We start from the raw sequence: 24,182 nt of genomic DNA on the forward strand, positions 1-24,182 counted from the left end.
GGGACCACGGAGGTCCGGGGCCGCCCCGGGAGAACGGCGCGCAGCCCGCGCCGCAGGGCGCCGGCGACGGCTCAGACGTTGACGCCGAAGTCCTGCGCGATGCCGCGCAGGCCGGAGGCGTAGCCCTGGCCGATGGCGCGGAACTTCCACTCGCTGCCGTTGCGGTACAGCTCGCCGAAGACCATCGCGGTCTCGGTGGAGGCGTCCTCGGAGAGGTCGTAGCGGGCCAGCTCCGAGTTGTCGGCCTGGTTCACCACGCGGATGAACGCGTTGCGCACCTGGCCGAAGTTCTGGCTGCGGGTCTCGGCGTCGTAGATCGACACCGGGAAGACGATCTTCTCCACGTCCGCCGGGACGCCGGCCAGGTTGACCTTGATCGCCTCGTCGTCGCCCTCGCCCTCGCCGGTCAGGTTGTCACCGGTGTGCTCGACCGAGCCGTCCGGGCTCTTCAGGTTGTTGAAGAACACGAAGTTGCCGTCCGAGGCGACCTTGCCCTGGGCGTTGCACAGCAGGGCGCTGGCGTCCAGGTCGAAGTCCGCACCGGTGGTGGTCCGGACGTCCCAGCCCAGGCCGACGACCACGGCCGTGAGGCCGGGTGCCTCCTTGGTGAGCGAGACGTTGCCGCCCTTGCTGAGGCTGACTCCCACTAGTCCTCCAAGAATCGGGAGGCACGTCCAGTGGTGCCCCCGGTGGTGCGGTCCGGGGCGGCGGGGGGCCGATCGGCCCCCGCGTCCCACCCCGCCAACGGCCCGAGCGTAGTACGGGGTTCCCGCCCGCACCCCTGATCAGGCCGGACACGGCCCCACGGCACCCGGCCGGCGGGCGCCGAAGGGGCCCGGCGGGCGCGCCCGGGACGCGTCCGGGGCCCCCGGCGGGGGCCTCAGAGCGCCGCGAGCACCTTCAGGTACTCCTGCTCGTCCCGGGCGTCCGGGAGGCCGTTGACGACGCTCCAGCGCACCGCGCCGGCGGTGTCGACCACGAAGGTGCCGCGCAGCGGGCAGCCCCGCTCCTCGTCGAGGACGCCGTACGCGCGGGCGACCTCGCCGTGCGGCCAGAAGTCGGCCAGCAGCGGGAACTCCAGGCCCTCCCGGTCGGCGAAGACCCGCTGGGAGAACTGGGAGTCGCAGGAGAGCCCGAGCACCTGCACGGTGTCGTTCTGCAGGCCCGCCAGCTCCCGCTGGATCGCGCCCAGCTCGCCGGTGCAGACGCCGGTGAAGGCGAACGGGTAGAAGACCAGGACGACGTTCTTCCGGCCGCGGAAGTCGGAGAGCCGGACGGACTCGCCGTGCTGGTTGCGGAGCTCGAAGTCCGGAGCCTGGGTGCCGACCTCGATGGCCATGAACGGGACCTTTCTGACGCGAGCGCGCCGCGCGGCGGGCGCGGCAGGCCACATCCTCGCATTCGTTTACGGCCGTTCCGCCGAACGGATGAGGCGGGCGGCCGCGGCCCGCCGCGTTCGCCGTCCGCGAACGGGCCGGTCCGGAGCGCCGGCCGGGCCCCGGGCGGGCGGCGGGCATGCAGCGGGCCCCGCCGGAGGGGATTCCTCCGGCGGGGCCCGGTGCGGGGACTTCAGAGCCCGCTCAGCGCTTTCCGCCGCTCTGCTTCGCCGTGGACTTGGTCGCGAGCCGGGTGGCCGCCCAGTCCTTGACGATGTTGATCGAGCTGGTCTGGGAGAGACCGGCGGTCTTGGCCGAGTCGTTGATGTCGGACGCCTCGATGTGGCCGTCCCGCCCGGTCTTGGGCGTCATCAGCCAGATGAGGCCGCCCTCCGCCAGGTACTCCAGCGCGTCGACGAGGGCGTCGGTGAGGTCCCCGTCGTCGTCGCGGTGCCACAGCAGGACGGCGTCGGCGACGTCGTCGTAGTCCTCGTCGACGAGATCCGTCCCGGTGAGCTCCTCGATGCCTTCGCGGAGGTCCTGGTCAGTGTCTTCGTCGTACCCCAGCTCCTGGATGATCTGGCCCTCTTCGAAGCCGAGACGGGTCGCCGGGTTGGACTTGTCCGCGGGGTCCGCGGTCGCGCTCACGGGAATAACCTCCAGTATTCGGCTCGGCATCCATGCCGAGGCTGTGGCCGTAGTCCACACGGGCGCGGCGGTTCGCGCAAGTACCCGACCCCCGATCCCCTCCAAAGGTTGACGTGTCGCACCGGAACACGCCGTGGGACGTGTCGGGAATCACACCGATTTGCCCTTTTCTGCATGGTCCGAGGATGCTTCGGGTGGTCCCGGCCCACAGGCCGTACGTGTGCCCGAGATGCGAACGGCATTCGGGGTCCGCGCGTGCGCGGGCGTAGAGTCTCCTGTTGGCCCTCACCCCGGCCGCCCGCCATCGGGCGGACGGGACACCAGGTCGGACCACCTCTTTTCGTAACACCCGGGGGTGTGCGGAGCGGACGGAGACGCCCGCACCGCGCACCACCAGACCGGACCGCCCACCGGGCGCAACGGTTACCGATCGGTAGAGATGACGGATCTCCGAGCGCGGTAGCACGATGGAGGCGGCGCGACACACCTCAGTTTCGACCGACAGTGAAGGAACAGCGTGGCTTCCGGATCCGATCGCAACCCGATCATCATTGGCGGCCTTCCGAGTCAGGTCCCGGACTTCGATCCCGAGGAGACCGCGGAATGGCTGGAGTCGCTCGATGCGGCCATCGACGAGCGGGGGCGTGAGCGTGCCCGTTACCTGATGCTGCGGCTGATCGAGCGCGCCCGCGAGAAGCGTGTCGCCGTGCCCGAGATGCGCAGCACGGACTACGTCAACACCATCGCGACCAAGGACGAGCCGTTCTTCCCCGGCAACGAGGAGATCGAGCGGAAGATCCTCAACGCGACCCGGTGGAACGCGGCCGTCATGGTCTCCCGGGCGCAGCGCCCCGGCATCGGCGTCGGTGGCCACATCGCCACCTTCGCCTCCTCCGCGTCGCTCTACGACGTCGGCTTCAACTACTTCTTCCGCGGCAAGGACGCCGAGGGCGAGTCGGGCGACCAGATCTTCTTCCAGGGTCACGCCTCCCCCGGCATCTACGCCCGCGCCTTCCTGCTGGACCGGCTCACCGAGCAGCAGCTCGACGCCTTCCGCCAGGAGAAGTCGAAGGCCCCGTACGGCCTCTCCAGCTACCCGCACCCGCGGCTGATGCCGGACTTCTGGGAGTTCCCGACCGTCTCGATGGGCCTCGGCCCGCTCGGCGCGATCTACCAGGCGCGGATGAACCGCTACCTGGAGCACCGCGGCATCAAGGACACCTCGGACTCGCAGGTCTACGCCTTCCTCGGCGACGGCGAGATGGACGAGCCCGAGTCGCTCGGCCAGCTCTCGCTGGCCGCCCGCGAGGGCCTGGACAACCTGACCTTCGTGGTCAACTGCAACCTGCAGCGCCTGGACGGCCCGGTCCGCGGCAACGGCAAGATCATCCAGGAGCTGGAGTCCCAGTTCCGGGGCGCCGGCTGGAACGTGATCAAGCTGGTCTGGGACCGCTCCTGGGACCCGCTGCTCGCGCAGGACCGCGACGGCGTCCTGGTCAACAAGCTGAACACCACGGTGGACGGCCAGTTCCAGACCTACGCCACCGAGACCGGCCAGTACATCCGCGAGCACTTCTTCGGCGGCGACCTGCGCCTGCGCGCCATGGTCGAGAACATGACCGACCAGCAGATCCAGCACCTGGGTCGCGGCGGCCACGACCACAAGAAGATCTACGCGGCGTTCAAGGCGGCCCGCGAGCACAAGGGCCAGCCGACGGTCATCCTGGCGCAGACGGTCAAGGGCTGGACGCTGGGCCCCAACTTCGAGGGCCGCAACGCCACCCACCAGATGAAGAAGCTGACGGTCGAGGACCTGAAGCGCTTCCGCGACCGGCTGCACCTGCCGATCACCGACAAGCAGCTGGACGAGGGCTACCCGCCCTACTACCACCCGGGCCGCGACTCGGAGGAGATCCAGTACATGCACGACCGCCGGGAGGAGCTCGGCGGCTACGTGCCGACCCGCAAGGTCCGCCCGCGGAAGCTGGAGCTGCCCGGCGACGACGCCTACAAGGCGGTCAAGAAGGGCTCCGGCAACCAGACCATCGCCACCACCATGGCGTTCGTCCGGGTGCTCAAGGACCTCATGCGGGACAAGGGCATCGGCAACCGCTTCGTGCCGATCGCGCCGGACGAGTACCGCACCTTCGGCATGGACTCGCTCTTCCCGTCGGCGAAGATCTACAACCCGCTCGGCCAGACCTACGAGTCGGTCGACCGGGACCTGCTCCTCGCCTACAAGGAGTCGCCGACCGGCCAGATGCTGCACGACGGCATCTCCGAGGCCGGCTGCACCGCCTCGCTGATCGCCGCCGGCTCGTCCTACGCCACCCACGGCGAGCCGCTGATCCCGGTGTACGTCTTCTACTCGATGTTCGGGTTCCAGCGCACCGGCGACCAGTTCTGGCAGATGGCCGACCAGCTGGCCCGCGGCTTCGTGATCGGCGCCACCGCCGGCCGCACCACGCTGACCGGTGAGGGCCTGCAGCACGCCGACGGCCACTCGCACCTGCTGGCCTCGACCAACCCCGGCGTCGTCGCGTACGACCCGGCGTACGGCTTCGAGATCGCGCACATCGTCCAGGACGGTCTGCGGCGGATGTACGGCTCCAGCGCCGAGCACCCGCACGGCGAGGACGTGTTCTACTACATGACCGTCTACAACGAGCCGATCAAGATGCCGGCCGAGCCGGAGAACGTGGACGTCGAGGGCATCCTCAAGGGTCTGCACAGGTACGCGCCGGGCACCGCGGGCCAGATCCCGGCCCAGATCCTCGCCTCCGGCGTGGCCGTGCCGTGGGCCCTGGAGGCCCAGCGCATCCTCGCCGAGGAGTGGAACGTCAAGGCCGACGTCTGGTCCGCGACCTCCTGGAACGAGCTGCGCCGCGACGCGGTGGAGGCCGAGGAGTTCAACCTGCTGCACCCCGAGGAGCAGCAGCGCGTGCCGTACGTCACCCAGAAGCTCCAGGGTGCCGAGGGCCCGGTCGTCGCGGTGTCCGACTGGATGCGCGCGGTGCCGGACCAGATCGCCCGCTGGGTGCCGGGTCAGTACCAGTCGCTGGGCGCCGACGGCTTCGGCTTCGCCGACACCCGTGGCGCGGCCCGTCGCTTCTTCCACATCGACGCGCAGTCGGTCGTCCTGGGCGTGCTCACCGAGCTCGCCAAGCAGGGCAAGATCGACCGCTCGGCGCTGAAGGACGCGATCGACCGCTACCAGCTGCTCGACGTGACCGCGGCCGACCCGGGCGCCGCCGGCGGCGACGCCTGACCGGCCGGTAGGCACTGAGGCACCGAGGGGCCGGACCTCCCGCACGGGGGGTCCGGCCCTTCGCCGTCCGTCGTGTTCTTGACCCTCACACCGGTGTGAGGTCCTAGGCTCGGCGCCATGACCGACGAGACGAGGCCCGGGCCCTCCGGGCGGCACCCCGAACCCGCCGACGGCGCGGGCGAGTTCAACCGGAACGTGATCGCGGAGTTCCGCACCCGGCAGGGGGCCGTCGGCGGCCCGCTCGCCGACGCGCCGGTCCTCCTGCTCACCGTGGTCGGCGCCCGCAGCGGCGAGCCGCGCACCACTCCCCTGGTCTACCTGCCGGACGGCGGGCGGCTGGTGGTCTTCGCCTCCAACGGCGGCAGCGAGCAGGACCCGCTCTGGTACCGCAACCTGGTGGCCCACCCCGAGGTGACCGTCGAGGTCGGCGCCGAGCGCTACCCGGCCCTGGCGGCCCCGGTCGACCCGGCCGAGCACGACGCGCTCTGGGCCCGTCAGATCGCCGCCCAGCCCCAGTTCGCCGGCTACCGCACCACCGCCCGGACCGTCCCGCTGGTGGCCCTCAGCCGCGCCTGACGCACAGGGGCGCCCGCCGCCCGGGCACCACGACGGCCCCGGACTCCGAGGAGTCCGGGGCCGTGGCGTGCGGCGGGGCCGTGGGGCCGTCAGATGTGCACGGACGGGCCCGCGTCGGTGGTGCCGCGGCGGGTGAGCAGGCCGAGCGCGGCGGCGGCGAGGGCCACCACCGAGGCCACCGCGAAGGCGAGCGACATGCCGCTCACGAAGGACTCGTGGACGGCGCCGGCCATCGCGTCCACCGCCTGCTGCGGGGTGCCGGCCGGGGCCGGCGGGGCGATGCCGAGCTGGGCGGCCTGCTTGAGGCCCTCGCCCGCCGCGCCCTCGACCGGCGGCAGGCCGGCCTTCGCCCAGTTGCCCGGCAGCACGTCGCCGACCTTGGCGGCCATCAGCGCGCCCAGCACCGCGGTGCCGAGGCTGCCGCCGACCTGCATCGCGGCCTGCTGGAGGCCGCCGGCCACGCCGGACAGCTCCAGCGGGGCGTTGCCGACGATCACCTCGGTGGCGCCGACCATGACCGGGCTGATGCCGAGGCCCATCAGGACGAACCAGAGCGACATCACACCGTTGCCGGAGCCGGTGTCCAGGGTGGACATGCCGTACATCGCGACGGTGGTGATCAGCATCCCGGCCACGATCGGGATGCGCGGGCCCAGCTTCCCGATCGCCAGGCCGGCCAGCGGCGAGCCGACGATCATCATGCCGGTCATCGGCAGCAGGTGGACGCCGGCGTCGACCGGCTTCATCCCGTGCACGTTCTGCAGGTAGAAGGTCACGAAGAAGATCGCGCCGAAGAACGCGAAGGCCATCAGCGCCATCAGCAGCACGCCCGCCGACAGCGGCACCGAGCGGAACAGGCCGAGCGGCACCAGCGGCTCGCGGGCCTTGCCCTGCCAGAGCGCGAACAGCACCATCAGGACCACCGCGCCGCCCAGGAACAGCAGCGTCCGCCCGTCGCCCCAGCCCCACTCGGGGGCCTTGATGATGCCGAAGACCAGCGCGAACATCCCCACCGAGAGCAGCGCGATGCCGGGCAGGTCGAAGGACTTGGCGGCCTTCTCGGCGCGGACGTCCCGCAGGATCCACAGGCCCAGCGCCAGCGCGATCAGGCCGACCGGGACGTTGATGAAGAACACCGACTCCCAGTTGACGTGCTCGACCAGCAGGCCGCCGACGATCGGGCCGGCCGCGGTGGAGGCGCCGATCACGCCGCCCCAGATGCCGATCGCCATGTTGAGCCGCTCGGCCGGGAAGGCCCCGCGCAGCAGGCCGAGCGCGGCCGGCTGGAGCAGCGCGCCGAACAGGCCCTGGAGCACCCGGAAGGCGATCACGGTCTGGATGTTGCCGGCGAAGCCGATCGCGGCCGAGGTCACGGCGAAGCCCACCGCGCCGACCAGGAAGGTGGCCTTGTGGCCGAAGCGGTCGCCGATCTTGCCGGCGGTGACCAGGAAGACCGCCAGGGCCAGCAGGTAGCCGCTGGTGACCCACTGGATCTCGGCGGGCGCCGCGTGCAGCTTCTCCTGGATCACCGGGTTGGCGATGGCGACGATCGTGCCGTCCAGCGCGACCATCATGACGCCGACCGCGACGGTCAGCAGGGTCAGCCAGGGGTGCCCCTTGAGGCCGCCCCCCGACGGCGGGTTCGGCGGCGGCGGTGCGTCCGCCTCGGAGTTCTTCACGACGGACTGGCTCATCAGGGCCCTCCGGGGGCGTGGCTGGGGTGCAGGACGTGGTCGTGGCGCCCCGGCCCACCCGTCCCCACAGGTGCCCCGGCCCGACGGGCGCCACCTCGGCAGATTATGTCAGCCGCTGACATTCGGCAAACAGTGACTTCTGGCCATAACTGACATTTGTCAGAGCGCTAGGATCGTGCTCCCACCGCCGTACCCAGCCCTCCGGAAGGCCCCTGCTCATGGCCGCTCACACCCCCCGCACCACCGCCGCCCCGGAGGGCCCCGGGCGCACGCCCGGACTGCGCGAGCGCAAGAAGCAGCAGACCCGGTACGCCCTGATCCAGGCCGCCCACGTGCTCTTCCTCCGGCAGGGCTTCGCCCGGACGACCGTCGACGAGATCGCCTCCGCCGTCGACGTCTCCCAGCGCACCTTCTTCCGCTACTTCGCCAACAAGGACGAGGTCGCGCTCGCCGTGATGGCCGTGGCCGAGGACTACTTCATGGAGTGCCTGCGCCACCGCCCGGCCGAGGAGACCCCGCTCCAGGCCCTGCGCGCCTCGATCGTCAAGGCCTGGCACGACCTCGGCAGCGAGGAGGCCGCCGGCCCCGGCTCGATCCACAGCGCCCTCGAACTCATGCGGATGATCGAGGAGACGCCCCCGCTGCTCGCCGCCCACCTGCGGCGGGTCAACGAGCAGGAGCGGCTGGTCGTCCGGGTGCTCGCCGAACGCGAGGGCCTGGACCCGGCCGAGGACCTGCGCCCGGCCGTGCTCGCCGCCGTCTTCGGCGGACTGCTGCGCCTGGCCCACCTCTCCTGGAGCGCCGAGCACGAGCCGGCCGGCCCCGAGGGCATGGTCGCGGTGATCGAGCGTCACTTCGACCAGCTCGGCCCGGCCCTGGCCGGCCACTGGCACGACCGCGCGTAGTACCCGGCCGCGCACCCGCGTCATACCGGGGTATCACCCGGTACCCCGGTAGCACCCGGAAAATCGGGCTCCGGTGCGACGCCCGGCGGGGCCCCGCCCTCCTAGGCTGGCGCGCGATGAAGAACCTCACCGCCGCCGACGTCCGCCCGCACGCCCTGCGCCTGCTGGGCACCTTCCGACACCACCTGACCACCCCGAGCGGCGGCCACACCCCGCTGCTCGGAACGTCGCCCCGGCGCTGGGTGCGCCGGCTGCCGTACGCCGTCGTCCTGATCATGCTGTCCTCGCTGATCCCCGCCGGGATCGCCACCCTGGTCGGCTTCTTCGGCCTGGTGCTCCCGGTGGCCGGCGCGCTCACCGTCGCCCAGACGGTGCCGCTGCTGCTCGCCATCACCCGGCCGCTGGCCGCCTGGTGGATCAGCGCGGGCACCCTGGTCGCCACCGCCACCATCACCGCCCGGTACGACCAGGACGGCGGCACCTGGCCGTGGACCGCGCCGATGATCCTCTCGTACCTCTTCCTGCTGATCGCCCTGGCGCTGCGGGAGAGCCGGGCCACCCTGCTCTCGGTCTGGCTCGCCACCATCGCGCTCACCGCGCTCACCACCACGCTCGGCCTGCCCCGCTCCGGCGACGGCACCACCATGCTGCTGATCGCGCTCAGCGGCGCCGTGCTGCTGCTCGGCTGGGCCGTCCGGGACCGCGCCGAGGCGCGCCGGCTGCTCAGCGAGCAGGAGCAGATCAGCGAGGTCGAACGTGAACGCCGCACCCTGCTGGAGGAACGCGCCCGGATCGCACGGGAGTTGCACGACGTGGTCGCGCACCACATGTCGGTCATCGCGGTGCAGGCCGCCAGCGCGCCGTACCGGATCACCGGGGTGCCGGACGAGGCCGCCGAGGAGTTCACCGCGATAGCCGGCACCGCCCGCGAGTCGCTGGCCGAGATGCGCCGGCTGCTCGGCGTGCTGCGCAGCGAGGAGTCCGGCGGGGAGCGGGCCCCGCAGCCCGGGGTGGGCCAACTCGCCCAGCTGGTCGAGACGGTGGGCCGGGCCGGGGTACCGGCCGAACTGACGGTGGAACCGGGCCTGGTGGACCTGCTGGACCAGGCACCGCAGGCCGTCGGCCTGTCCGCCTACCGGATCGTGCAGGAGGCGCTGGCCAACGTGGTGCGGCACGCCCCCGGCGCGCGGGCCTGGGTGTCGCTGAGCACCGACGGCCCGGCGCTGCTGGTGACGGTGGTCAACGCGCCCCCGCCGCAGCGCACCGAGTCGCTGGAGGCCTCGGTCGAGGGCACCGGGCAGGGGCTGGTCGGAATGCGTGAACGCGTCCGGCTGGTCGATGGCAGGCTGGACACCGGCCCGTTGCCGGACGGCGGCTTCAAGGTGGCCGCCGTCCTGCCCGTCGACCGCCCCGACACCGACACCCCCCAGGAGACCACCGCATGACCATCCGCGTGATCATCGTCGACGACCAGGCCATGGTGCGCGCGGGCTTCGCGGCCCTGCTCAACGCCCAGAGCGACATCGACGTGGTGGGGGACGCGGCGGACGGCGCCCAGGCCCTGGAGGTCAACGGCCGCACCCACCCGGACCTGGTGCTGATGGACGTCCGGATGCCCGTCATGGACGGCCTGGAGGCGGCCCGGCGGCTGCTCGAACCGGCCGTGCCGGGCGCCCACCGGCCCAAGGTGCTGATGCTGACCACCTTCGACGTGGACGACTACGTGTACGAGGCGCTGCGCGCCGGGGCCAGCGGCTTCCTGCTCAAGGACGCCCCGCCGGCCGACCTGATCGCCGCGGTCCGGGTGGTCGCGGCCGGCGAGGCGCTGCTCGCCCCCTCGGTGACCCGCCGGCTGATCGAGGACTTCGCCCGCACCCGCCCGGCCAGGCGCCGCGACCCCAAGGTGCGGCTCAACGGCCTGACCCCGCGCGAGACCGAGGTGCTGGAGCTGATCGCCCGCGGCCTGTCCAACCAGGAGATAGCCGCCGGGCTGGTGCTCGCCGAGCAGACCGTCAAGACCCACATCGGGCGCATCCTCGCCAAGCTCGGCCTGCACAACCGCGCCCAGGCGGTGATCCTGGCCTACGAGTCCGGCCTGGTGACACCGGGTCAGTAACCGGCAGCTGTTCGCCCGCTCGCCTCCGGGCGCTCTCGACCCGGCGCCGACGGTCGGCGCTCCCTCGCTCCTTCGTCACTCCCTCGCTTCTCCCTTTCGGCACCGGCGCGCCCTTCGGCTCGGGGCGGCCCTCTCCTCTGATACCCGGGTAGCACCCGGGAGTTGGCCCCGCGGTGTGACGTCCGCGGGGCCGTCGCATTCCTACCTTCCTCCTCGTCGGAAGCCGAACCGAGTCGGCGGCCGAACGGACGAGGAAGGAGCAGGGACATGCGCAGGTTTCGAGCCGGGCGGGCGATCGCCGGCGCCGCGGTGGCAGTGGCGATCATGCTCGGCGCGGGCGGCTGGGCCGCCGACACCCAGACCCCGGTCACCGGCCCGCCGCCCGGCAGCGCCGCGTGGACGGCCGACACCTCGCTCGGCCTGCGGCTGCCCGACCCGGCCACCACCGAACCGGCCCGGGTCGCCGCGTTCTTCGCCGGGCTGGACCCGGCCCGGCAGGACGCCCTGACCGCCCGGTACCCGCTGGTGGTCGGCAACCTGGACGGCGCCCCGGTCGCCCTCCGGTACCGGGCCAACGCCCTGGCGCTGACCGCCGAGCGCACCCGCGAACTCGCCCGGGCCGCCGACCCCGCCCTCACCCCGCAGGACCACGAGGCCGCCCGCACCCGCGCCGAGCGCTACCGCGCCCTGCTGGACGGCGGCCGGCGGATCCTCGCCTTCGACCCGCGCGGCCGCGGCCAGGTCGCCGAGGTGTACGGCGACCTCGCCACCGCCCGCCGCACCGCCGTGATCGTCCCCGGCTCCGACACCGACCTGCTCCGCTTCGACCGCGCCGGCGACCCGTACGGCACCCCGGCCGGCATGGCCCGGGCGCTCCTGGACGCCACCGGCGGACGGACCGCCGTGATCGCCTGGGCCGGCTACACCACCCCGCTCGGCCTCGGCCTGGACGCCGCCACCGAGGACCTGGCCCGGGCCGGCGCCCCCCGCCTCACCCGGCTGCTCGACGGACTCGCCGCCACCACCCGCCCGCAGGACCCGCCCACCGTGTTCTGCCACAGCTACGGCTCCGTGGTCTGCGGCCTGGCCCGCCCCACCCCCGCACAGGCCTCCGGCGTGGTGGTGCTCGGCTCGCCCGGCATGGGCGTCGGCTCGGCCGCCGACCTCGACCCGGGCGTCCCGCTCTGGGCCACCGCCCGCAACGACTCCGACTGGATCGGCGACGTGCCCAAGGTCCGGCTGTTCGGCCTCGGCCACGGCGCCGACCCGACCGCCCCCGGCTTCGGCGCCCGCCCGCTGCCCGCCGCCGGATCCCACGGCCACACCGGCTACTTCGCCCCCGGCACCGCCTCCCTCGCCGCCTACGCCGCCGTCGCCCTCGGCCGCGCCTGACCCGCCCGCACCGGAAGGAGCACCACCATGGCCGACACCCTCGCCGCCCCGCCCCGTACCCCCCGAGCGCTCGCCGCCGGACCGCTCACCGCCCTGCGCCGCGCCGCCGCGCGGGTCGACGCGAAGACCCCGGCCGACCGCGACCGCGCCCTGGACGGGCTGCGCGCCCTCGCCCTGCTCGCCGTACCGGTCGGCCACTGGATGCTCGGCGGCTTCACCCGCTCTCCCGACGGCGCCCTGCACAACGCCAGCCCGCTCTCCACCCTCGGCTTCTTCGCCCCGCTCAGCTGGGTGCTCCAGATGCTCGGGGTGTTCTTCCTGGTCGGCGGCCACTCCTCGGTCCGCTCGCTGGAGCGGGCCCGGGCCAAGGGCGTCACGTACGGCGGCTGGCTGCGGGCCCGTGCGGTCCGGCTGCTGCGCCCGGTGCTCGGGGTGGCGGCCGTCTGGGCGGCGCTGATCCCGCTGCTGCCCGCGCTCGGCGTCCCCGAGGACACCGTGCGCACCGGCGCCACCCTGGTGGTGCAGCCGCTCTGGTACATCGGGGTCTACCTGGGGCTGACGGCCCTCACCCCGCTCTGCGTGGCCGCCGGGCGCCGGCTGGGCGGCTGGTCGGCGGGCCTGCTGGTGGCCTCGGTCGCCGCCGTCGACCTGCTGCGGTACGGGCCGTGGGCCGGGTCGGTGCCGTCCTGGGTCGCGCTGCTGAACATCCTGCCGGGCTGGCTGTTCGGCTACCAGCTGGGCGTGCTCTGGGCGCAGGGCCGGCTCGGCCGCCCGACGGCCCGGGTGCTGCTGCTCGGCGGCGGCGCGCTGTTCGCCGCGCTGCTGCTGGTCTTCCACTACCCGGCCAGCATGGTCGGCGTGCCCGGGGCGGAGCGGACCAACTCGCACCCGCCGTCCCTGCTGGTGCTCGCCCTGGCGGCGTTCCAGTGCGGCGCCGCGGTGCTGCTGCGGGAGCGGCTGGGCCGGCTGCTGACCGGCCGTCCGCTGCTCTGGCTGCCGGTCGTGGTGGTCAACCTGTCGGCGATGACGATCTTCTGCTGGCACCAGAGCGCGATGCTCGCGGTGGCGGTGCCCGGCGCGGCCGCCCTGGGCGCCGTCCCGGGGCTGAGCACGGCGCCGGACTCGCTCGGCTGGGTGCTCGCCCGGCTGGCGCTGCTGCCGCTGTTCGGCGCCGTGCTGGTGGCGGTCGGCTGGTTCACCCGCCGGTTCGACGGCCCGTGGACGGCCTTCTCCCGGGGCGGCAAGGCGGTGGCCGGGGCCGCGGCGGCGCTGTTCGCGGCGTACGCGCTGGGCATGGTGTGACGGTCCGCCGGGTGCGGCCCGTCCGAACGGCGGGGCGCACCACCGTCGCTGGGGCGTGGACCGGTCGGTCCGCGCCCCTGCGGCCGTCGCCCGCCGCCCCCGGTGCGCCGTGCCGCGCGCCGGGGGCGCGCTGTCAGTGCCCTGCCCTACCCTGCCGCCATGGTGACGTTCGACGAGTTCCGCACGATGGCCCTGGCCCTGCCGGAGGCCGCCCAGGAGCCGACCTGGGACATCGAGACGCTGCGGGTGCGCGGCCGGATCTTCGCGATGGGCGCGCCCGACGGGGACCGCGTCACCGTCAAGGCCTCCCCCGAGGACCAGGCCGAACTGCTCGCCGCCGAGCCCGAGGTGTTCTCCTCCGCCCCGTACGTCGGCCGGCACGGCTGGGTGAGCGTCCGGCTGGACCGGGTGGACGGGGACGAGCTGCGCGACCTGGTCACCGAGGCCTGGCGGCGGACGGCACCGAAGCGCCTAGTCCGCGCGTTCGACGAATCCGACGGGTCCGGCGGGTCCGAGGGCTGAGCGCGCCCCTTCCCGACGGCCGCACCGGCCGCCGTCCGGGCCTCCGTACGAACCACTTCCCGAACCACTGTCCGAACCACTGGGAGACGTCGGACGGACACCCCTGGTTCATGTGAGCCATCCCACAGTTTAGGCGTTCCCGGCATCCCTTCGGGCCCCCTAGGCTTGCGCAGGGAAGTCAGCAGAGCTATCGCACCCTCCGGGCACCACCGCCCGCGAAACGGTGCGGGCCCCAAGGGAGTTGGTGCGGTGCGCATCCGTCGGCGCTGGAAGCGGGTACTGATCGGGGCGTTCGCCAGCTGCGCGGTGCTCGCCGACGCCGGGGCCGTCGCCGCCGCGGCCGCCGTCTCCTCCGAACAGCTGGCGATCTCCACGCCCCCGGCCGGCAGCGCCGCCTGGGTCGAGGACCACTCCTTCGGCCGCTCCCTGCCCGACCCGGCGACCACCACCCCGGCCGCCGCCGCGGCGTTCTTCGCCTCGCTCGCGCCCACCGAGCTGGACCGGCTGATCCAGGACTACCCGCTGGTCGTCGGCAACTACGACGGCGCCCCGCTGGACCTGCGCTACCGCGCCAACCGGATCGCCCTGGCCGCCGAGCACGACCGGGCCCTGGCCCGCGCCGCCGACGGCACGCTGGACTCCGACACCCGCGCGCTGGCCGTCTCCCGCGCCAACGACGTCGAGCACCTGCTCGCCCCCGACCGGCAGATCCTGGCCTTCGACCCGCGCGGCCGCGGCCTGGTCACCGAGGTGTGGGGCGACCTCGCCGACGCCGAGCGGATCTCCGTGCTCGTCCCCGGCTCGGACGCCGACCTCGGCCACCACGACCAGGCGGCCGACCCGCTGCGCTCCCCGGCCGGCATGGCCCGCGCCCTCCACACCGAGGAGCAGCGCCAGGCCCCGGACACCCGGACCGCCGTGATCTCCTGGACCGGCTACGTCACCCCCTCCGGCCTCGGCCCGGACGCGGCCACCTCCCGGCTCGCCGACGTCGCCGCCCCCCGGCTGGAGCGGCTGCTCGCCGGGCTCAAGGAGACCACCCGGCCGGACGCGCCGCCGGCGCTGCTCTGCCACTCGTACGGCTCGGTGGTCTGCGGCACCGCCGCCCCGGACATCCCGCGCGCGGCCGCCTCGCCGTCCGACACCTCCGGCATCACCGACCTGGTGGTCTTCGGCAGCCCGGGCATGGGCGTGCAGAACACCGGCGAGCTGGGCGCGGGCGTGCACCTCTGGGCCACCCGCAACCCCAGCGACTGGATCGGCAACGTGCCGTTCATGGAGGTCGGCGGGCTCGGCCACGGCGCCGACCCGGCCGCGAGCGGCTTCGGCTCCGAGCTGATCTCCTCGGCCCGCGCGGCCGGCCACAACGGCTACCTCACCGAGGGCACCGACAGCCTGCACAACTTCGCGGCGATCTCCCTCGGCCACTACCAGGACGTGGTCCGGGCCAACCCGGGCTCCTAAGACCTGTCTTCGTACAGCCGCAGGGCCTCCGCCGCCGCCCGGGCCAGTTCGCGCCGGGCGGCCGGCGGGGCCAGCACCTCGACGTCCGCGCCGAAGGCCAGCAGCGACCGGACGGCCGCCGGGGCCGGGAAGGCCATCGCCACCTCGGTCCACTCCTCGGCCGGGACGGCGCCCGGCTCCGGCGGCGGTGCGGTGACCCGGCCGCCGTGGATGCGCAGGAACATGTCCAGCCGTCCGCGCCGGACCCGCACCCGCACCGGCACGTCCTTCGGCAGCCGTTCGACCTGCTCGCGCAGCACCGCCCAGACCTCGCCGAGCCCGACCCCGGTCCGGCGGCGCACCGCCTCCTCGGTGGTGTCGGCGGCCAGCACCCGGTCGGCCCGGAACAGCCGCGGCTCGCCGTGCAGATCGGCCACCAGGTACCAGACCGCGGCCTTGCTCACCAGCCCGTACGGGTCGACGGTGTACTCCACCGGCGCGGGCGTGCCGCTGTGCCGGTAGCGCAGCCGCAGCCGCCGGTCGGCGAAGACGGCGTACTGCAGCTCGCCCAGGTCCGGCCCGGCGGCGGGGCCGGCCGCGCCGGGGGTCTGCATCCAGCGGGCCGGGTCGACCAGGATCCGCTCGCGGACCCGCTCGGCGGCCGGCCGGTGCGGGGCCGGCAGCGCCGCCATCACCTTGCGCAGCGCCGAGCCGAGCGCGCCGTCCAGCCCGAGGTCGCTGTGCGCGCCCTGGGCGGAGAGCACGAACAGCGCCCTGGCCTCGTCCGCGGTCAGGCCGGTGACGTCGGTGCGGTAGCCGGGCAGCAGGCCGATGCCGCCGTGCCGCCCGCGTTCGGTGAACACCGGCACCCCGGCGGCGGAAAGCGACTCGACGTCGCGGTAGATGGTGCGGACGGACACCTCCAGCCGCTCGGCGAGTTCGGTGGCGGGCACCCGGCCGCGGGTCTGGAGCAGCAGGAGGATCGAGAGCAGGCGGTCGGCCTTCATGGTCCAAGAATCCCAGTAATCCTGACGGCCGTTGTCAGGTTTTACTGGGAGATTGCGTTCCGGGCCCGCAAGGGGCCCGAACGACCACCCGACACCAGGGAGTTGAGCGCCATGACCGCCGTCCAGGACGCCCGCCCGCAGTACCAGGCCGCCCTCGACCAGCTGGAGAAGCTGTTCGCCACCGTCACCCCGGCCGACCTCGACCGGCCCACGCCCTGTACCGAGTTCACCCTGCGCGGGCTGCTGAACCACGTGGTCGGCGGCGTCCACCGGTTCGCGTACATGGGCGAGGGCGGCCACGCCGAGGACACCGTGGCCGCCATCGAGGACCCGTCCGACGAGGGCTGGCCGGCCGCCCTGGGCCGGGCCCGCGCCCGGGTGACCGCCGCCTGGGCGGACGACGCCAAGCTCGGCCGTCCGACCGTCGCCCCCTGGGGCGAGGTGCCCGGCGCGATGGCGGTCGGCGGCTACCTGATGGAGCTGGTGACCCACTCCGGGGACATCGCCCGGAGCCTCGACAACGGCTTCGCCCTGGACGACGACCTGGCGCGGACCGCCCTGGGCATCGCCGAGTTCGTGCTGCCGGCCGAGCGGCGGGTGCCGGGCGTTCCGTTCGCCGCCGTCCGGCCGGTCGCCGAGGACGCCGACGTGCACACCCGGCTGGCCGCCTGGACGGGCCGTACGGTCTGAGCCCGGCGGCCGACCCGGGGCGTCCGCCGACTCCCCGGGCCGCCGGTGCCCGCTACTCGCGCGCCGCCGAGGTGGAGCTCATGTCCGCGTAGCGGCTCCCCGCCACCCGGCCGGCCACCGGCTCCAGCAGCGCCAGCTCCTCGGCGGTCAGCCGCAGCGTCGCCGCCGCGGTGTTCTCGGCGAGCCGGCTCCGCTTGCGGGTGCCCGGGATCGGCACCACGGCCAGCCCGTGCACCTCGGCCCGCTGGTGCACCCAGGCCAGCGCGACCTGGGCGAGCGTGACGCCGCGGGCCGCGGCGATCTCCCGCAGCGGGTCGAGCAGTTCGCCGTTGGCGGCCGCGTTGTCGCCGGTGAAGCGGGGGTGGTTGCGGCGGTAGTCGTTCGCCGAGAGCTCCGTGGCGTCCTGGAAGGCGCCGGTCAGGAAGCCCCGCCCGAGCGGCGAGTACGGCACGAAGGTGACGCCCAGCTCCGCCGCGGCCGGCACCGCCGTGCTCTCGACGTCGCGGGCGAACACCGACCATTCGGACTGGAGCGCGGCGATCGGGTGGACGGCGTGCGCCTCGCGCAGCTCGGCCCCGGTCACCTCGGACAGGCCGAGGTGGCGTACCTTGCCGGCCTTCACCAGCTCGGCCATGGCGCCGACCGAGTCGGCCAGCGGCACCGCCGGGTCGCGGCGGTGCATGTAGTACAGGTCGATCTCGTCCACGCCGAGGCGGCGCAGCGAGGCGTCCACCGCGGTCCGGATGTACGCCGGGTCGTTGCTGATGCCGCGGACGGCGCCGTCCTCCTCGGAGCGCAGGATGGCGAACTTGGTGGCGAGCACCACCTTGTCCCGGTTGGCCCGGACGAAGGGGCCGATGAGCTCCTCGTTGCGGCCGGAGCCGTACATGTCGGCGGTGTCGAAGAGGGTGACGCCGGTCTCCAGCGCGGCGTCCAGGGTGGCGAGCGCCTCGTCGGCGTCGGTGGGGCCGTAGAACTCGCTCATGCCCATGCAGCCGAGGCCCTGGACGCCCACCAGCGGGCCGCCGGTGCCGAGTTCGACGGTGGGAAGGACGGTCTGAGTCATGCGCTCTGCTCTTCCTCTCCATGGATGTTCTGGCACTTGGCCGGGATGCCGGCGCCGACGGCGCCCTTCCCGGCATAGATGTCGATCTTGTAGTCGAGGACGGCGAGGGTCGCCTGGAGGTCCACGATCCGCTGTCGGACCTCCTCGCGCTGGGCCTCCAGGAGCAGCCGACGCTCCCCGTAGGTCTGCTCGCCCTGGCGGGCCATGTCCACGTACTTGAGCATGTCCGCCACCGACATGCCGGTCAGCCGCAGCCGGCCCAGGAAGGCCAGCCGGTGCAGGTCGGCGTCGGAGTAGCGGCGCTGGCCGCCCGCCGCCCGGTCGACCGGGTCCAGCAGGCCGATCCGCTCGTACCAGCGCAGGGTGTGGGCGGTCAGCCCGCTCGCCGTGGCGACCTCGCTGATGGTGTGCCTCGGGCTCGGGTCCGGATCGCCGACGGGGCGGCTGAAGACCTCGGAGCAGCTGCGCAGGTCGATCTCGATGCGTGCGGGTGCGGCCATCGCTCGTTCCCCCTTGTCCTGTGCGACGGGAACGACGCTACAGAGTTTGAGTGCACTCCAAGCAAGCCCGGCATCCGGGTGGGCCCGCCACCACCTTTTCCGAGGATTTTCCCGGCGACTAGAGTCGGGCCCATGGAGAGCTTGCGGATGATCGAGAACTGGCCGGTGCCCCATGCCGCGGCGGCGGTGGTCCGGGCGGCGGACGGCGCGGTGCTGGGCGCGCACGGGCCGCAGCAGCACCTGTTCCCGCTCGCCTCGGTGACCAAGCTGCTCACCTCGTACGCGGCGCTGGTCGCCCTGGAGGAGGGCGTGTTCGAGCTGGACGACCCGGCCGGGCCGCCCGGGTCCACCGTCCGCCACCTGCTCGCGCACACCTCCGGCCTGGGCTTCGACGAGGACCGGGTGTTCGCCGAGCCCGGCAACCGCCGGCTCTACTCCAACGCGGGCTTCGACGCGCTGGCCCGGACGCTCTCCGAGGCCGCCGGGATCGAGTTCTCCCGCTACGTCGCCGAGGCGGTGTTCGAGCCGCTGGGCATGACGGACACCCTGATCCACACCGCCCACAAGTCCCCGGCCGGCGCCGGCGGCCTGTCCACCGTCGCCGACCTCACCCGGTTCGCCGCCGAGCTGCAGGCCCCCAAGCTGCTGGACCCGTCCACCGTCCGGCAGGCCACCCGCGAGGTCGCCTTCCCCGGCACCAGCGGCGTGCTGCCCGGCTACGGCCACCGCCGCCCGAACGACTGGGGCCTCGGCTTCGAGATCCGCGACGGCAAGAGCCCGCACTGGACCGGCACCGCCAACTCCCCCGGAACCTTCGGCCACTTCGGCCAGTCCGGCACCTTCCTGTGGGTCGACCCGCAGGCCGGCGCGGCCTGCGTCGCGCTCACCGACCGGGACTTCGGACCGTGGGCGGTCGAGGCCTGGCCGGCCTTCTCGGACGCGGTGCTGGCGGAACTGAACAGCTAGCCGTACGAGACCGGCGAGTGCATCTCCCAGAGCAGGAGTTCGGCGCCGGTCTCCCCCGCCGCCGGGTCGGCGAAGGCCTCGCCGGTGATCCGCACGCTGTCGCCCGGGACCATCGAGCGGCCGCCGCCCTTGGGCCCCGGGACGGTCCGGTAGCCCAGCGAGCCGGCCGTCAGGTGCGCGTACCGCCAGGGCGCCTCGGGCAGCGGCGGCAGCGGCTGCCACGGCCCGGCGGTGGCCAGCCAGAGCGCGGCGTCGCGGCGGCGCAGCCGCAGGGCGTCCGTCCCGGCGTCGCGCTCCAGGCCGGAGGCGAGCAGCGTCAACCCGCCGTCCGCCGGTTCCACCTTGCGCAGGCCGTACGCGGGCGGCGCGTCGAACTCGTCCGGCTGGAGCCACATCTGGACGAAGCGGACCGGCCCGGTGGCGCCGCCGACGTTGCGCTCGGTGTGGGTGACGCCGGAGCCGGCGCTGAGGTGCTGCACCATCCCGGGCCGGACCACCCCGCTGTGGCCGTAGGAGTCCCGGTGGGCCAGCGCCCCCTCCAGCACCCAGGTGAGGATCTCGGTGTCCCGGTGCTTGTGCTCCTCGAACCCGGCGCCGGGGGCGAGGAGTTCCTCGTTGCACGCGAGCAGCGCGCCGAAGTGGGTGTTCTTCGGGTCGTAGTGGCCCGAGAAGGAGAACGCGTGCCGGGTCTCGACGCCCTCGGCCGGGGCGGAGCGGTAGCGTTCGGCGGTGCGGCGCAGGTCGGCGCGGGGGCGGTCGGCGGCTTCGGTCACGCCCCCACCGTAGTCGCCGGCGCGCGGGGTGTGACTCTTGCCACCGCGCCGCTCCGCCGGGGGGTGTGCACGAGCAGTCACTCGCGTGAGGCAGTCTTGTCCTTGTGCCAGCCGCTTCCGCGAACTCCAAGAGCGAACCCAGCCCCAGCCCCGCACCCGACCCCACCGGGAAGAGCCCGGCCGCCCGGGCGGGCCGTGACCGCCCCGGCCGCGCGGCGCCCCGCCTGACGGCGCAGGAGCGCAGAAACGCCGCCGAGCGCGCCGAGCGCCGGGCCGCGACGCTCAAGCGGCTGGAGAAGTCCTCCGGCAAGCTGGCCACCGCCGCGATCTCGCGGATGGACGACCAGCTCGGCTGGTACCGGCGGATGCCCCCGGAGCACCGGTCCTGGATCGGCCTGGTCGCCCAGGCCGGCATCGCCGCCTTCACCGAGTGGTACCGCCACCCCGACGCCGCCCAGGCGATCTCCACCGACGTCTTCGGCACCGCCCCGCGCGAGCTGACCAGGGCGATCACCCTGCGCCAGACCGTCGAGCTGATCCGCACCACGATCGAGGTGATGGAGGAGGCCATCGAGGAGGTGGCCGCCCCCGGCGACGAGGCGGACATGCGCGAGTCGGTGCTGGTCTACGCCCGGGAGATCGCCTTCGCGACCGCCCAGGTGTACGCCCAGGCCGCCGAGGCGCGCGGCGCCTGGGACGCCCGGCTGGAGGCGCTGGTGGTCAACTCGCTGCTGTCCGGCGACGCCGACGAGGGCGTGCTCTCGCGGGCCGCGGCGCTCGGCTGGGGCCAGCCCAGCCAGGTCCGGGTGGTGATGGGCAGCGCGCCGGACGGGGACAGCGAGCTGGTGGTCGAGGCGATCCGCCGGGCCGCCCGGTACGCCAAGCTGAACGTGCTGACCGGGGTGCTGGGCAAGCGCCTGGTGGTCGTGGTCGGCGGCGAGAAGGAGCCGGTGCACGCGGCCCGCGCGCTGATCGGCCAGTTCGCGCCGGGCCCGGTGGTGGTCGGCCCGACCGTGCCCGACCTGCTCTCCGCGACCCGCTCGGCCGCCGCCGCCGCGGCCGGCCTGCGGGCCTGCGCCGCCTGGCCGGACGCCCCCCGCCCGGTGCTGGCCGACGACCTGCTGCCCGAGCGGGCGCTGGCCGGCGACCAGGCCGCGCGCCGCCAGCTGGTGGAGGAGATCTACACACCGCTGGACGAGGCCGGCTCCGCCCTGCTGGAGACGCTGAGTGTCTACCTGGAGCAGGCCTCCTCGCTGGAGGGTGCGGCCCGGATGCTCTTCGTCCACCCGAATACGGTGCGCTACCGGCTACGACGTGTGACTGATGTCACGGGGTACGCCCCCTCCGACGTACGTTCGGCGTTCACTCTGCGGATCGCACTGGCCCTCGGCCGGCTGGACGCCGTCGGGGAGCCCGGCTGAGCCGGAGTGTAGGGACCATACAATCCCGGATGGTTTTCTTCGTTACCGTCGCCTACCCGCCCCTGGGCGCCTGGCGAGAGAGGGTTGAACCGTGCTCGTAATCGTCGCCCCTGGACAGGGTGCCCAGTCCCCCGGTTTCCTCAGCCCCTGGCTGGAGCTCGACGGCGTCGCCGACCGCCTGCGCGGTTGGTCGGAGGTCGCCGGGCTCGACCTGGTGCGCGCCGGGACCGAGGCGTCCGCCGAGGAGATCAAGGACACCGCCGTCGCCCAGCCGCTGCTGGTCGCGGCCGGTCTGGTGACCGCCCGGGAGCTGTTCCCGGACGAGGATGCCGCCCGTGCGCTGGTCGGCGCCGTGGCCGGCCACAGCGTCGGTGAGATCACCGCCGCCGCCGGCGCCGGGGTGCTCACCGCCCACGACGCGCTGACCTTCGTGCGCGAGCGCGGCCGGGCCATGGCCGAGGCCGCCGCCGTCACCGAGACGGGCATGCTCGCCCTGCTCGGCGGCGAGCCGGAGGAGGTCGCGGCCAAGCTGGCCGAGCACGGCCTGACGGCGGCCAACAACAACGGCGGCGGCCAGATCGTCGCCGCCGGCACGCTGGACCAGCTGGAGGCGCTGAAGGCGGACCCGCCGACCCGCTCCAAGCTGGTGGCCCTCAAGGTGGCCGGCGCCTTCCACACCGAGCACATGGCCCCGGGCGTCGAGCGGCTGGCCGAGCTGGCCCCGACCCTGACCAGCGTGGCCGACCCGAAGGTCCGCTACGTCTCCAACAAGGACGGCGCGGTCGTGGACTCCGGCGCGGAGGTCCTCGCCCGCCTGGTGTCGCAGGTCTCCAACCCGGTCCGCTGGGACCTCTGCATGGAGACCCTCGGGCAGCTGGGCGCGACGGCCGTGATCGAGCTGTCCCCGGCCGGCACCCTCACCGCGCTGCTCAAGCGCAACCTCAAGGGTGTGGCCACGCTCGCCCTCAAGACCCCCGCCGATCTGGACAAGGCCCGCGCGCTCGTCGCGGAGCACGGCGGTCAGGAGCAGGAGAACCAGGCATGACCAAGCCCCAGATCCGTCCGGTGAGCGGCGCGCAGTACTCGCGCATCCTCGGCGTCGGCGGCTACCGTCCGGTCCGGGTGATCCCCAACTCCGAGGTCCTGGAGTGGATCGACTCCTCGGACGAGTGGATCCGCACCCGCAGCGGGATCGCCGAGCGCCGCTGGGCCGGCCCGGAGGAGTCCGTCTCCGAGATGTCCGTCCAGGCCGCCGGCAAGGCGATCGCCCAGGCCGGGATCACCGCCGAGCAGATCGGCGGCGTGATCGTCTCGACCGTCTCGCACTTCAAGCAGACCCCGGCGATCGCCACCGAGATCTCCGAGCGGCTCGGCTGCGGCACCGCCCCGGCCTTCGACATCTCGGCCGCCTGCGCCGGCTTCGGCTACGGCCTGGGCCTGGCCGACGGCATGATCCGCGGCGGCAACGCCGAGTACGTGCTGGTCATCGGCGTCGAGCGGCTCAGCGACCTGACCGACCGGTCGGACCGCTCCACCGCCTTCATCTTCGGCGACGGCGCCGGCGCCGTGGTCGTCGGCCCGTCCGACACTCCCGGCATCGGCAAGCTGGTCTGGGGCTCGGACGGCTCGCAGGCCGACCTGATCACCCAGACCGAGGCCTGGGACACCGCCTTCGCCAAGTCCGACGCCGTCAACGGCGCGGGCGAGGAGACCAAGTGGCCGGCCCTGCGGATGGACGGCCAGCCGGTCTTCCGCTGGGCGGTGTGGGAGATGGCCAAGGTGGCCCAGCAGGCGCTGGACGCCGCCGGGATCACCGCCGACCAGCTCGGCGCGTTCATCCCGCACCAGGCCAACATGCGGATCACGGATGCCATGATCAAGGCGCTCAAGCTGCCGGAGTCGGTGCCCGTCGCCCGCGACATCGCCGAGACCGGCAACACCTCCGCCGCCTCCATCCCGCTGGCGATGGAACGCATGCTGGAGAGCGGTGAGGCCCACAGCGGGGACCTGGCCCTGATCATCGGGTTCGGGGCGGGTCTCGTGTACGCCGCGGCAGTCGTTACTCTCCCCTAGGCGCATTCGCCCAATCCACAAGCCTGTGTCCGGCCGCCGGCCGGACGCGTTCAACACCGAAGAGGAGCAGCCAGTATGGCTACCAAGGACGAGGTCCTGGAAGGTCTCGCCGAGATCGTCAACGAGATCGCCGGTATCCCGACCGAGGATGTCGCGCTCGACAAGTCCTTCACCGATGACCTGGACGTCGACTCGCTGTCCATGGTCGAGGTCGTCGTGGCCGCCGAGGAGCGCTTCGACGTCAAGATCCCGGACGACGAGGTCAAGAACCTGAAGACCGTCGGCGACGCGGTGGACTACATCCTCGCCAACGCCGCCTGAGCGATCGAGTCGTTCGACTCGGCCAGCCCGCCCGGCGTCCCGTACGCCGGCGGGGGCTGACCGGGGGGGCCGGGGGGGGGGGGCCCCCCCGCCCCCCCCCGCCGGGGGGGCGCCCCCCCCCGC

The 24,182-nt window shown here is 73.7% G+C and carries 23 protein-coding genes; 15 read left to right on the forward strand and 8 right to left on the reverse strand.

What is annotated here, in order from left to right; translation table 11 throughout:
- Nucleotides 1-71 precede the first annotated feature (71 nt).
- The 3 genes from ACFRQN_RS27955 to ACFRQN_RS27965 all read right to left on the reverse strand — a co-directional run bounded on the left by ACFRQN_RS27955 (nt 72) and on the right by ACFRQN_RS27965 (nt 2,024).
- Nucleotides 72-647, reverse strand: coding sequence for a TerD family protein (locus tag ACFRQN_RS27955; RefSeq protein WP_074000774.1), 576 nt, complete (start codon nt 645-647; stop codon nt 72-74).
- A gap of 233 nt (nt 648-880) precedes the next feature.
- Nucleotides 881-1,339: a peroxiredoxin gene (locus tag ACFRQN_RS27960; protein ID WP_074000773.1), complete on the reverse strand. Its 459-nt coding sequence runs from the start codon at nt 1,337-1,339 to the stop codon at nt 881-883.
- Nucleotides 1,340-1,580: 241 nt separating this feature from the next.
- Nucleotides 1,581-2,024 carry a DUF3052 domain-containing protein gene (locus ACFRQN_RS27965; protein ID WP_049652614.1) on the reverse strand — a complete coding sequence of 148 codons (444 nt, stop codon included), beginning with the start codon at nt 2,022-2,024 and terminating at the stop codon, nt 1,581-1,583.
- 517 nt (nt 2,025-2,541) lie between these two features.
- Between ACFRQN_RS27965 and aceE the strand changes: the two genes are divergently transcribed.
- Nucleotides 2,542-5,292: a pyruvate dehydrogenase (acetyl-transferring), homodimeric type gene (gene aceE / locus ACFRQN_RS27970; RefSeq protein WP_074000772.1), complete on the forward strand. Its 2,751-nt coding sequence runs from the start codon at nt 2,542-2,544 to the stop codon at nt 5,290-5,292.
- A 117-nt stretch (nt 5,293-5,409) separates the two neighbouring features.
- Entirely contained in the window at nt 5,410-5,868 is a 459-nt protein-coding gene (locus tag ACFRQN_RS27975) for a nitroreductase/quinone reductase family protein (RefSeq protein ID WP_079271734.1), read from the forward strand.
- Between the two features lie 89 nt (nt 5,869-5,957).
- Here the strand turns inward: ACFRQN_RS27975 and ACFRQN_RS27980 are convergent, their stop codons facing one another.
- A complete protein-coding gene (locus ACFRQN_RS27980; RefSeq protein ID WP_369808305.1) occupies nt 5,958-7,547 on the reverse strand; it encodes an MFS transporter in 1,590 nt (529 codons plus the stop codon).
- Between the two features lie 233 nt (nt 7,548-7,780).
- Between ACFRQN_RS27980 and ACFRQN_RS27985 the strand changes: the two genes are divergently transcribed.
- The 7 genes from ACFRQN_RS27985 (at nt 7,781) to ACFRQN_RS28015 (ending at nt 15,263) form a co-directional block, all read left to right on the forward strand.
- On the forward strand, nt 7,781-8,467 hold the full coding sequence (locus ACFRQN_RS27985) for a TetR/AcrR family transcriptional regulator (RefSeq protein ID WP_049652623.1): 687 nt from the start codon (nt 7,781-7,783) through the stop codon (nt 8,465-8,467).
- A gap of 116 nt (nt 8,468-8,583) precedes the next feature.
- A complete protein-coding gene (locus tag ACFRQN_RS27990) occupies nt 8,584-9,912 on the forward strand; it encodes a sensor histidine kinase (protein ID WP_053112114.1) in 1,329 nt (442 codons plus the stop codon).
- Nucleotides 9,909-10,583 carry a response regulator transcription factor gene (locus ACFRQN_RS27995; RefSeq protein ID WP_049652627.1) on the forward strand — a complete coding sequence of 225 codons (675 nt, stop codon included), beginning with the start codon at nt 9,909-9,911 and terminating at the stop codon, nt 10,581-10,583. Before ACFRQN_RS27990 ends, ACFRQN_RS27995 begins: the two co-directional genes overlap by 4 nt.
- Before the next feature lie 267 nt (nt 10,584-10,850).
- A complete protein-coding gene (locus ACFRQN_RS28000; RefSeq protein WP_380742952.1) occupies nt 10,851-11,975 on the forward strand; it encodes an alpha/beta hydrolase in 1,125 nt (374 codons plus the stop codon).
- Nucleotides 11,976-12,002: 27 nt separating this feature from the next.
- Nucleotides 12,003-13,277 (forward strand): acyltransferase, encoded by a 1,275-nt coding sequence (locus ACFRQN_RS28005; protein ID WP_380742954.1) that lies wholly within the window; start codon nt 12,003-12,005, stop codon nt 13,275-13,277.
- 159 nt (nt 13,278-13,436) lie between these two features.
- Nucleotides 13,437-13,799: an MmcQ/YjbR family DNA-binding protein gene (locus tag ACFRQN_RS28010; protein ID WP_380742956.1), complete on the forward strand. Its 363-nt coding sequence runs from the start codon at nt 13,437-13,439 to the stop codon at nt 13,797-13,799.
- A gap of 249 nt (nt 13,800-14,048) precedes the next feature.
- Complete coding sequence (locus tag ACFRQN_RS28015; protein WP_241852703.1) at nt 14,049-15,263, forward strand: alpha/beta hydrolase; 1,215 nt, start codon at nt 14,049-14,051, stop codon at nt 15,261-15,263.
- Here the strand turns inward: ACFRQN_RS28015 and ACFRQN_RS28020 are convergent.
- Nucleotides 15,260-16,249 carry a YafY family protein gene (locus ACFRQN_RS28020; protein WP_074000767.1) on the reverse strand — a complete coding sequence of 330 codons (990 nt, stop codon included), beginning with the start codon at nt 16,247-16,249 and terminating at the stop codon, nt 15,260-15,262. The two genes, ACFRQN_RS28015 and ACFRQN_RS28020, sit on opposite strands and share 4 nt — an antisense overlap.
- A gap of 111 nt (nt 16,250-16,360) precedes the next feature.
- Here ACFRQN_RS28020 and ACFRQN_RS28025 point away from each other — a divergent pair, with 111 nt between their 5' ends.
- Nucleotides 16,361-16,939 (forward strand): TIGR03086 family metal-binding protein, encoded by a 579-nt coding sequence (locus ACFRQN_RS28025; RefSeq protein WP_049652636.1) that lies wholly within the window; start codon nt 16,361-16,363, stop codon nt 16,937-16,939.
- A 52-nt stretch (nt 16,940-16,991) separates the two neighbouring features.
- Here ACFRQN_RS28025 and ACFRQN_RS28030 read toward each other — a convergent pair whose 3' ends face one another.
- Both ACFRQN_RS28030 and ACFRQN_RS28035 read right to left on the reverse strand, forming a co-directional pair.
- A complete protein-coding gene (locus ACFRQN_RS28030) occupies nt 16,992-18,005 on the reverse strand; it encodes an aldo/keto reductase (RefSeq protein WP_074000766.1) in 1,014 nt (337 codons plus the stop codon).
- Entirely contained in the window at nt 18,002-18,505 is a 504-nt protein-coding gene (locus tag ACFRQN_RS28035) for a MerR family transcriptional regulator (protein ID WP_107086472.1), read from the reverse strand. The genes ACFRQN_RS28030 and ACFRQN_RS28035 overlap by 4 nt, the downstream gene beginning before the upstream one ends.
- Nucleotides 18,506-18,637: 132 nt before the next feature.
- On the opposite strand from ACFRQN_RS28035, the gene ACFRQN_RS28040 reads away from it, so the two are divergent.
- The gene (locus ACFRQN_RS28040) at nt 18,638-19,471 is read left to right on the forward strand and encodes a serine hydrolase (protein WP_074000765.1); all 834 of its coding nucleotides are present in this window, start codon (nt 18,638-18,640) and stop codon (nt 19,469-19,471) included.
- Here ACFRQN_RS28040 and ACFRQN_RS28045 read toward each other — a convergent pair.
- Entirely contained in the window at nt 19,468-20,244 is a 777-nt protein-coding gene (locus ACFRQN_RS28045; RefSeq protein WP_074000764.1) for a pirin family protein, read from the reverse strand. The genes ACFRQN_RS28040 and ACFRQN_RS28045 overlap by 4 nt on opposite strands.
- 224 nt (nt 20,245-20,468) lie before the next feature.
- On the opposite strand from ACFRQN_RS28045, the gene ACFRQN_RS28050 reads away from it, so the two are divergent.
- The 4 genes from ACFRQN_RS28050 to ACFRQN_RS28065 all read left to right on the forward strand — a co-directional run bounded on the left by ACFRQN_RS28050 (nt 20,469) and on the right by ACFRQN_RS28065 (nt 24,059).
- Nucleotides 20,469-21,665: a CdaR family transcriptional regulator gene (locus ACFRQN_RS28050; RefSeq protein WP_074001159.1), complete on the forward strand. Its 1,197-nt coding sequence runs from the start codon at nt 20,469-20,471 to the stop codon at nt 21,663-21,665.
- A 91-nt stretch (nt 21,666-21,756) separates the two neighbouring features.
- Nucleotides 21,757-22,710, forward strand: a complete 954-nt coding sequence (locus ACFRQN_RS28055; protein WP_074000763.1) for an ACP S-malonyltransferase — start codon at nt 21,757-21,759, stop codon at nt 22,708-22,710.
- Nucleotides 22,707-23,738 carry a beta-ketoacyl-ACP synthase III gene (locus ACFRQN_RS28060; protein ID WP_049656693.1) on the forward strand — a complete coding sequence of 344 codons (1,032 nt, stop codon included), beginning with the start codon at nt 22,707-22,709 and terminating at the stop codon, nt 23,736-23,738. The genes ACFRQN_RS28055 and ACFRQN_RS28060 overlap by 4 nt, the downstream gene beginning before the upstream one ends.
- Nucleotides 23,739-23,813: 75 nt before the next feature.
- Nucleotides 23,814-24,059 (forward strand): acyl carrier protein, encoded by a 246-nt coding sequence (locus tag ACFRQN_RS28065; RefSeq protein ID WP_049656691.1) that lies wholly within the window; start codon nt 23,814-23,816, stop codon nt 24,057-24,059.
- Nucleotides 24,060-24,182: the final 123 nt, after the last annotated feature.

The organism is Kitasatospora sp. NPDC056800, from assembly GCF_042789775.1.
Taxonomy (GTDB): domain Bacteria; phylum Actinomycetota; class Actinomycetes; order Streptomycetales; family Streptomycetaceae; genus Kitasatospora.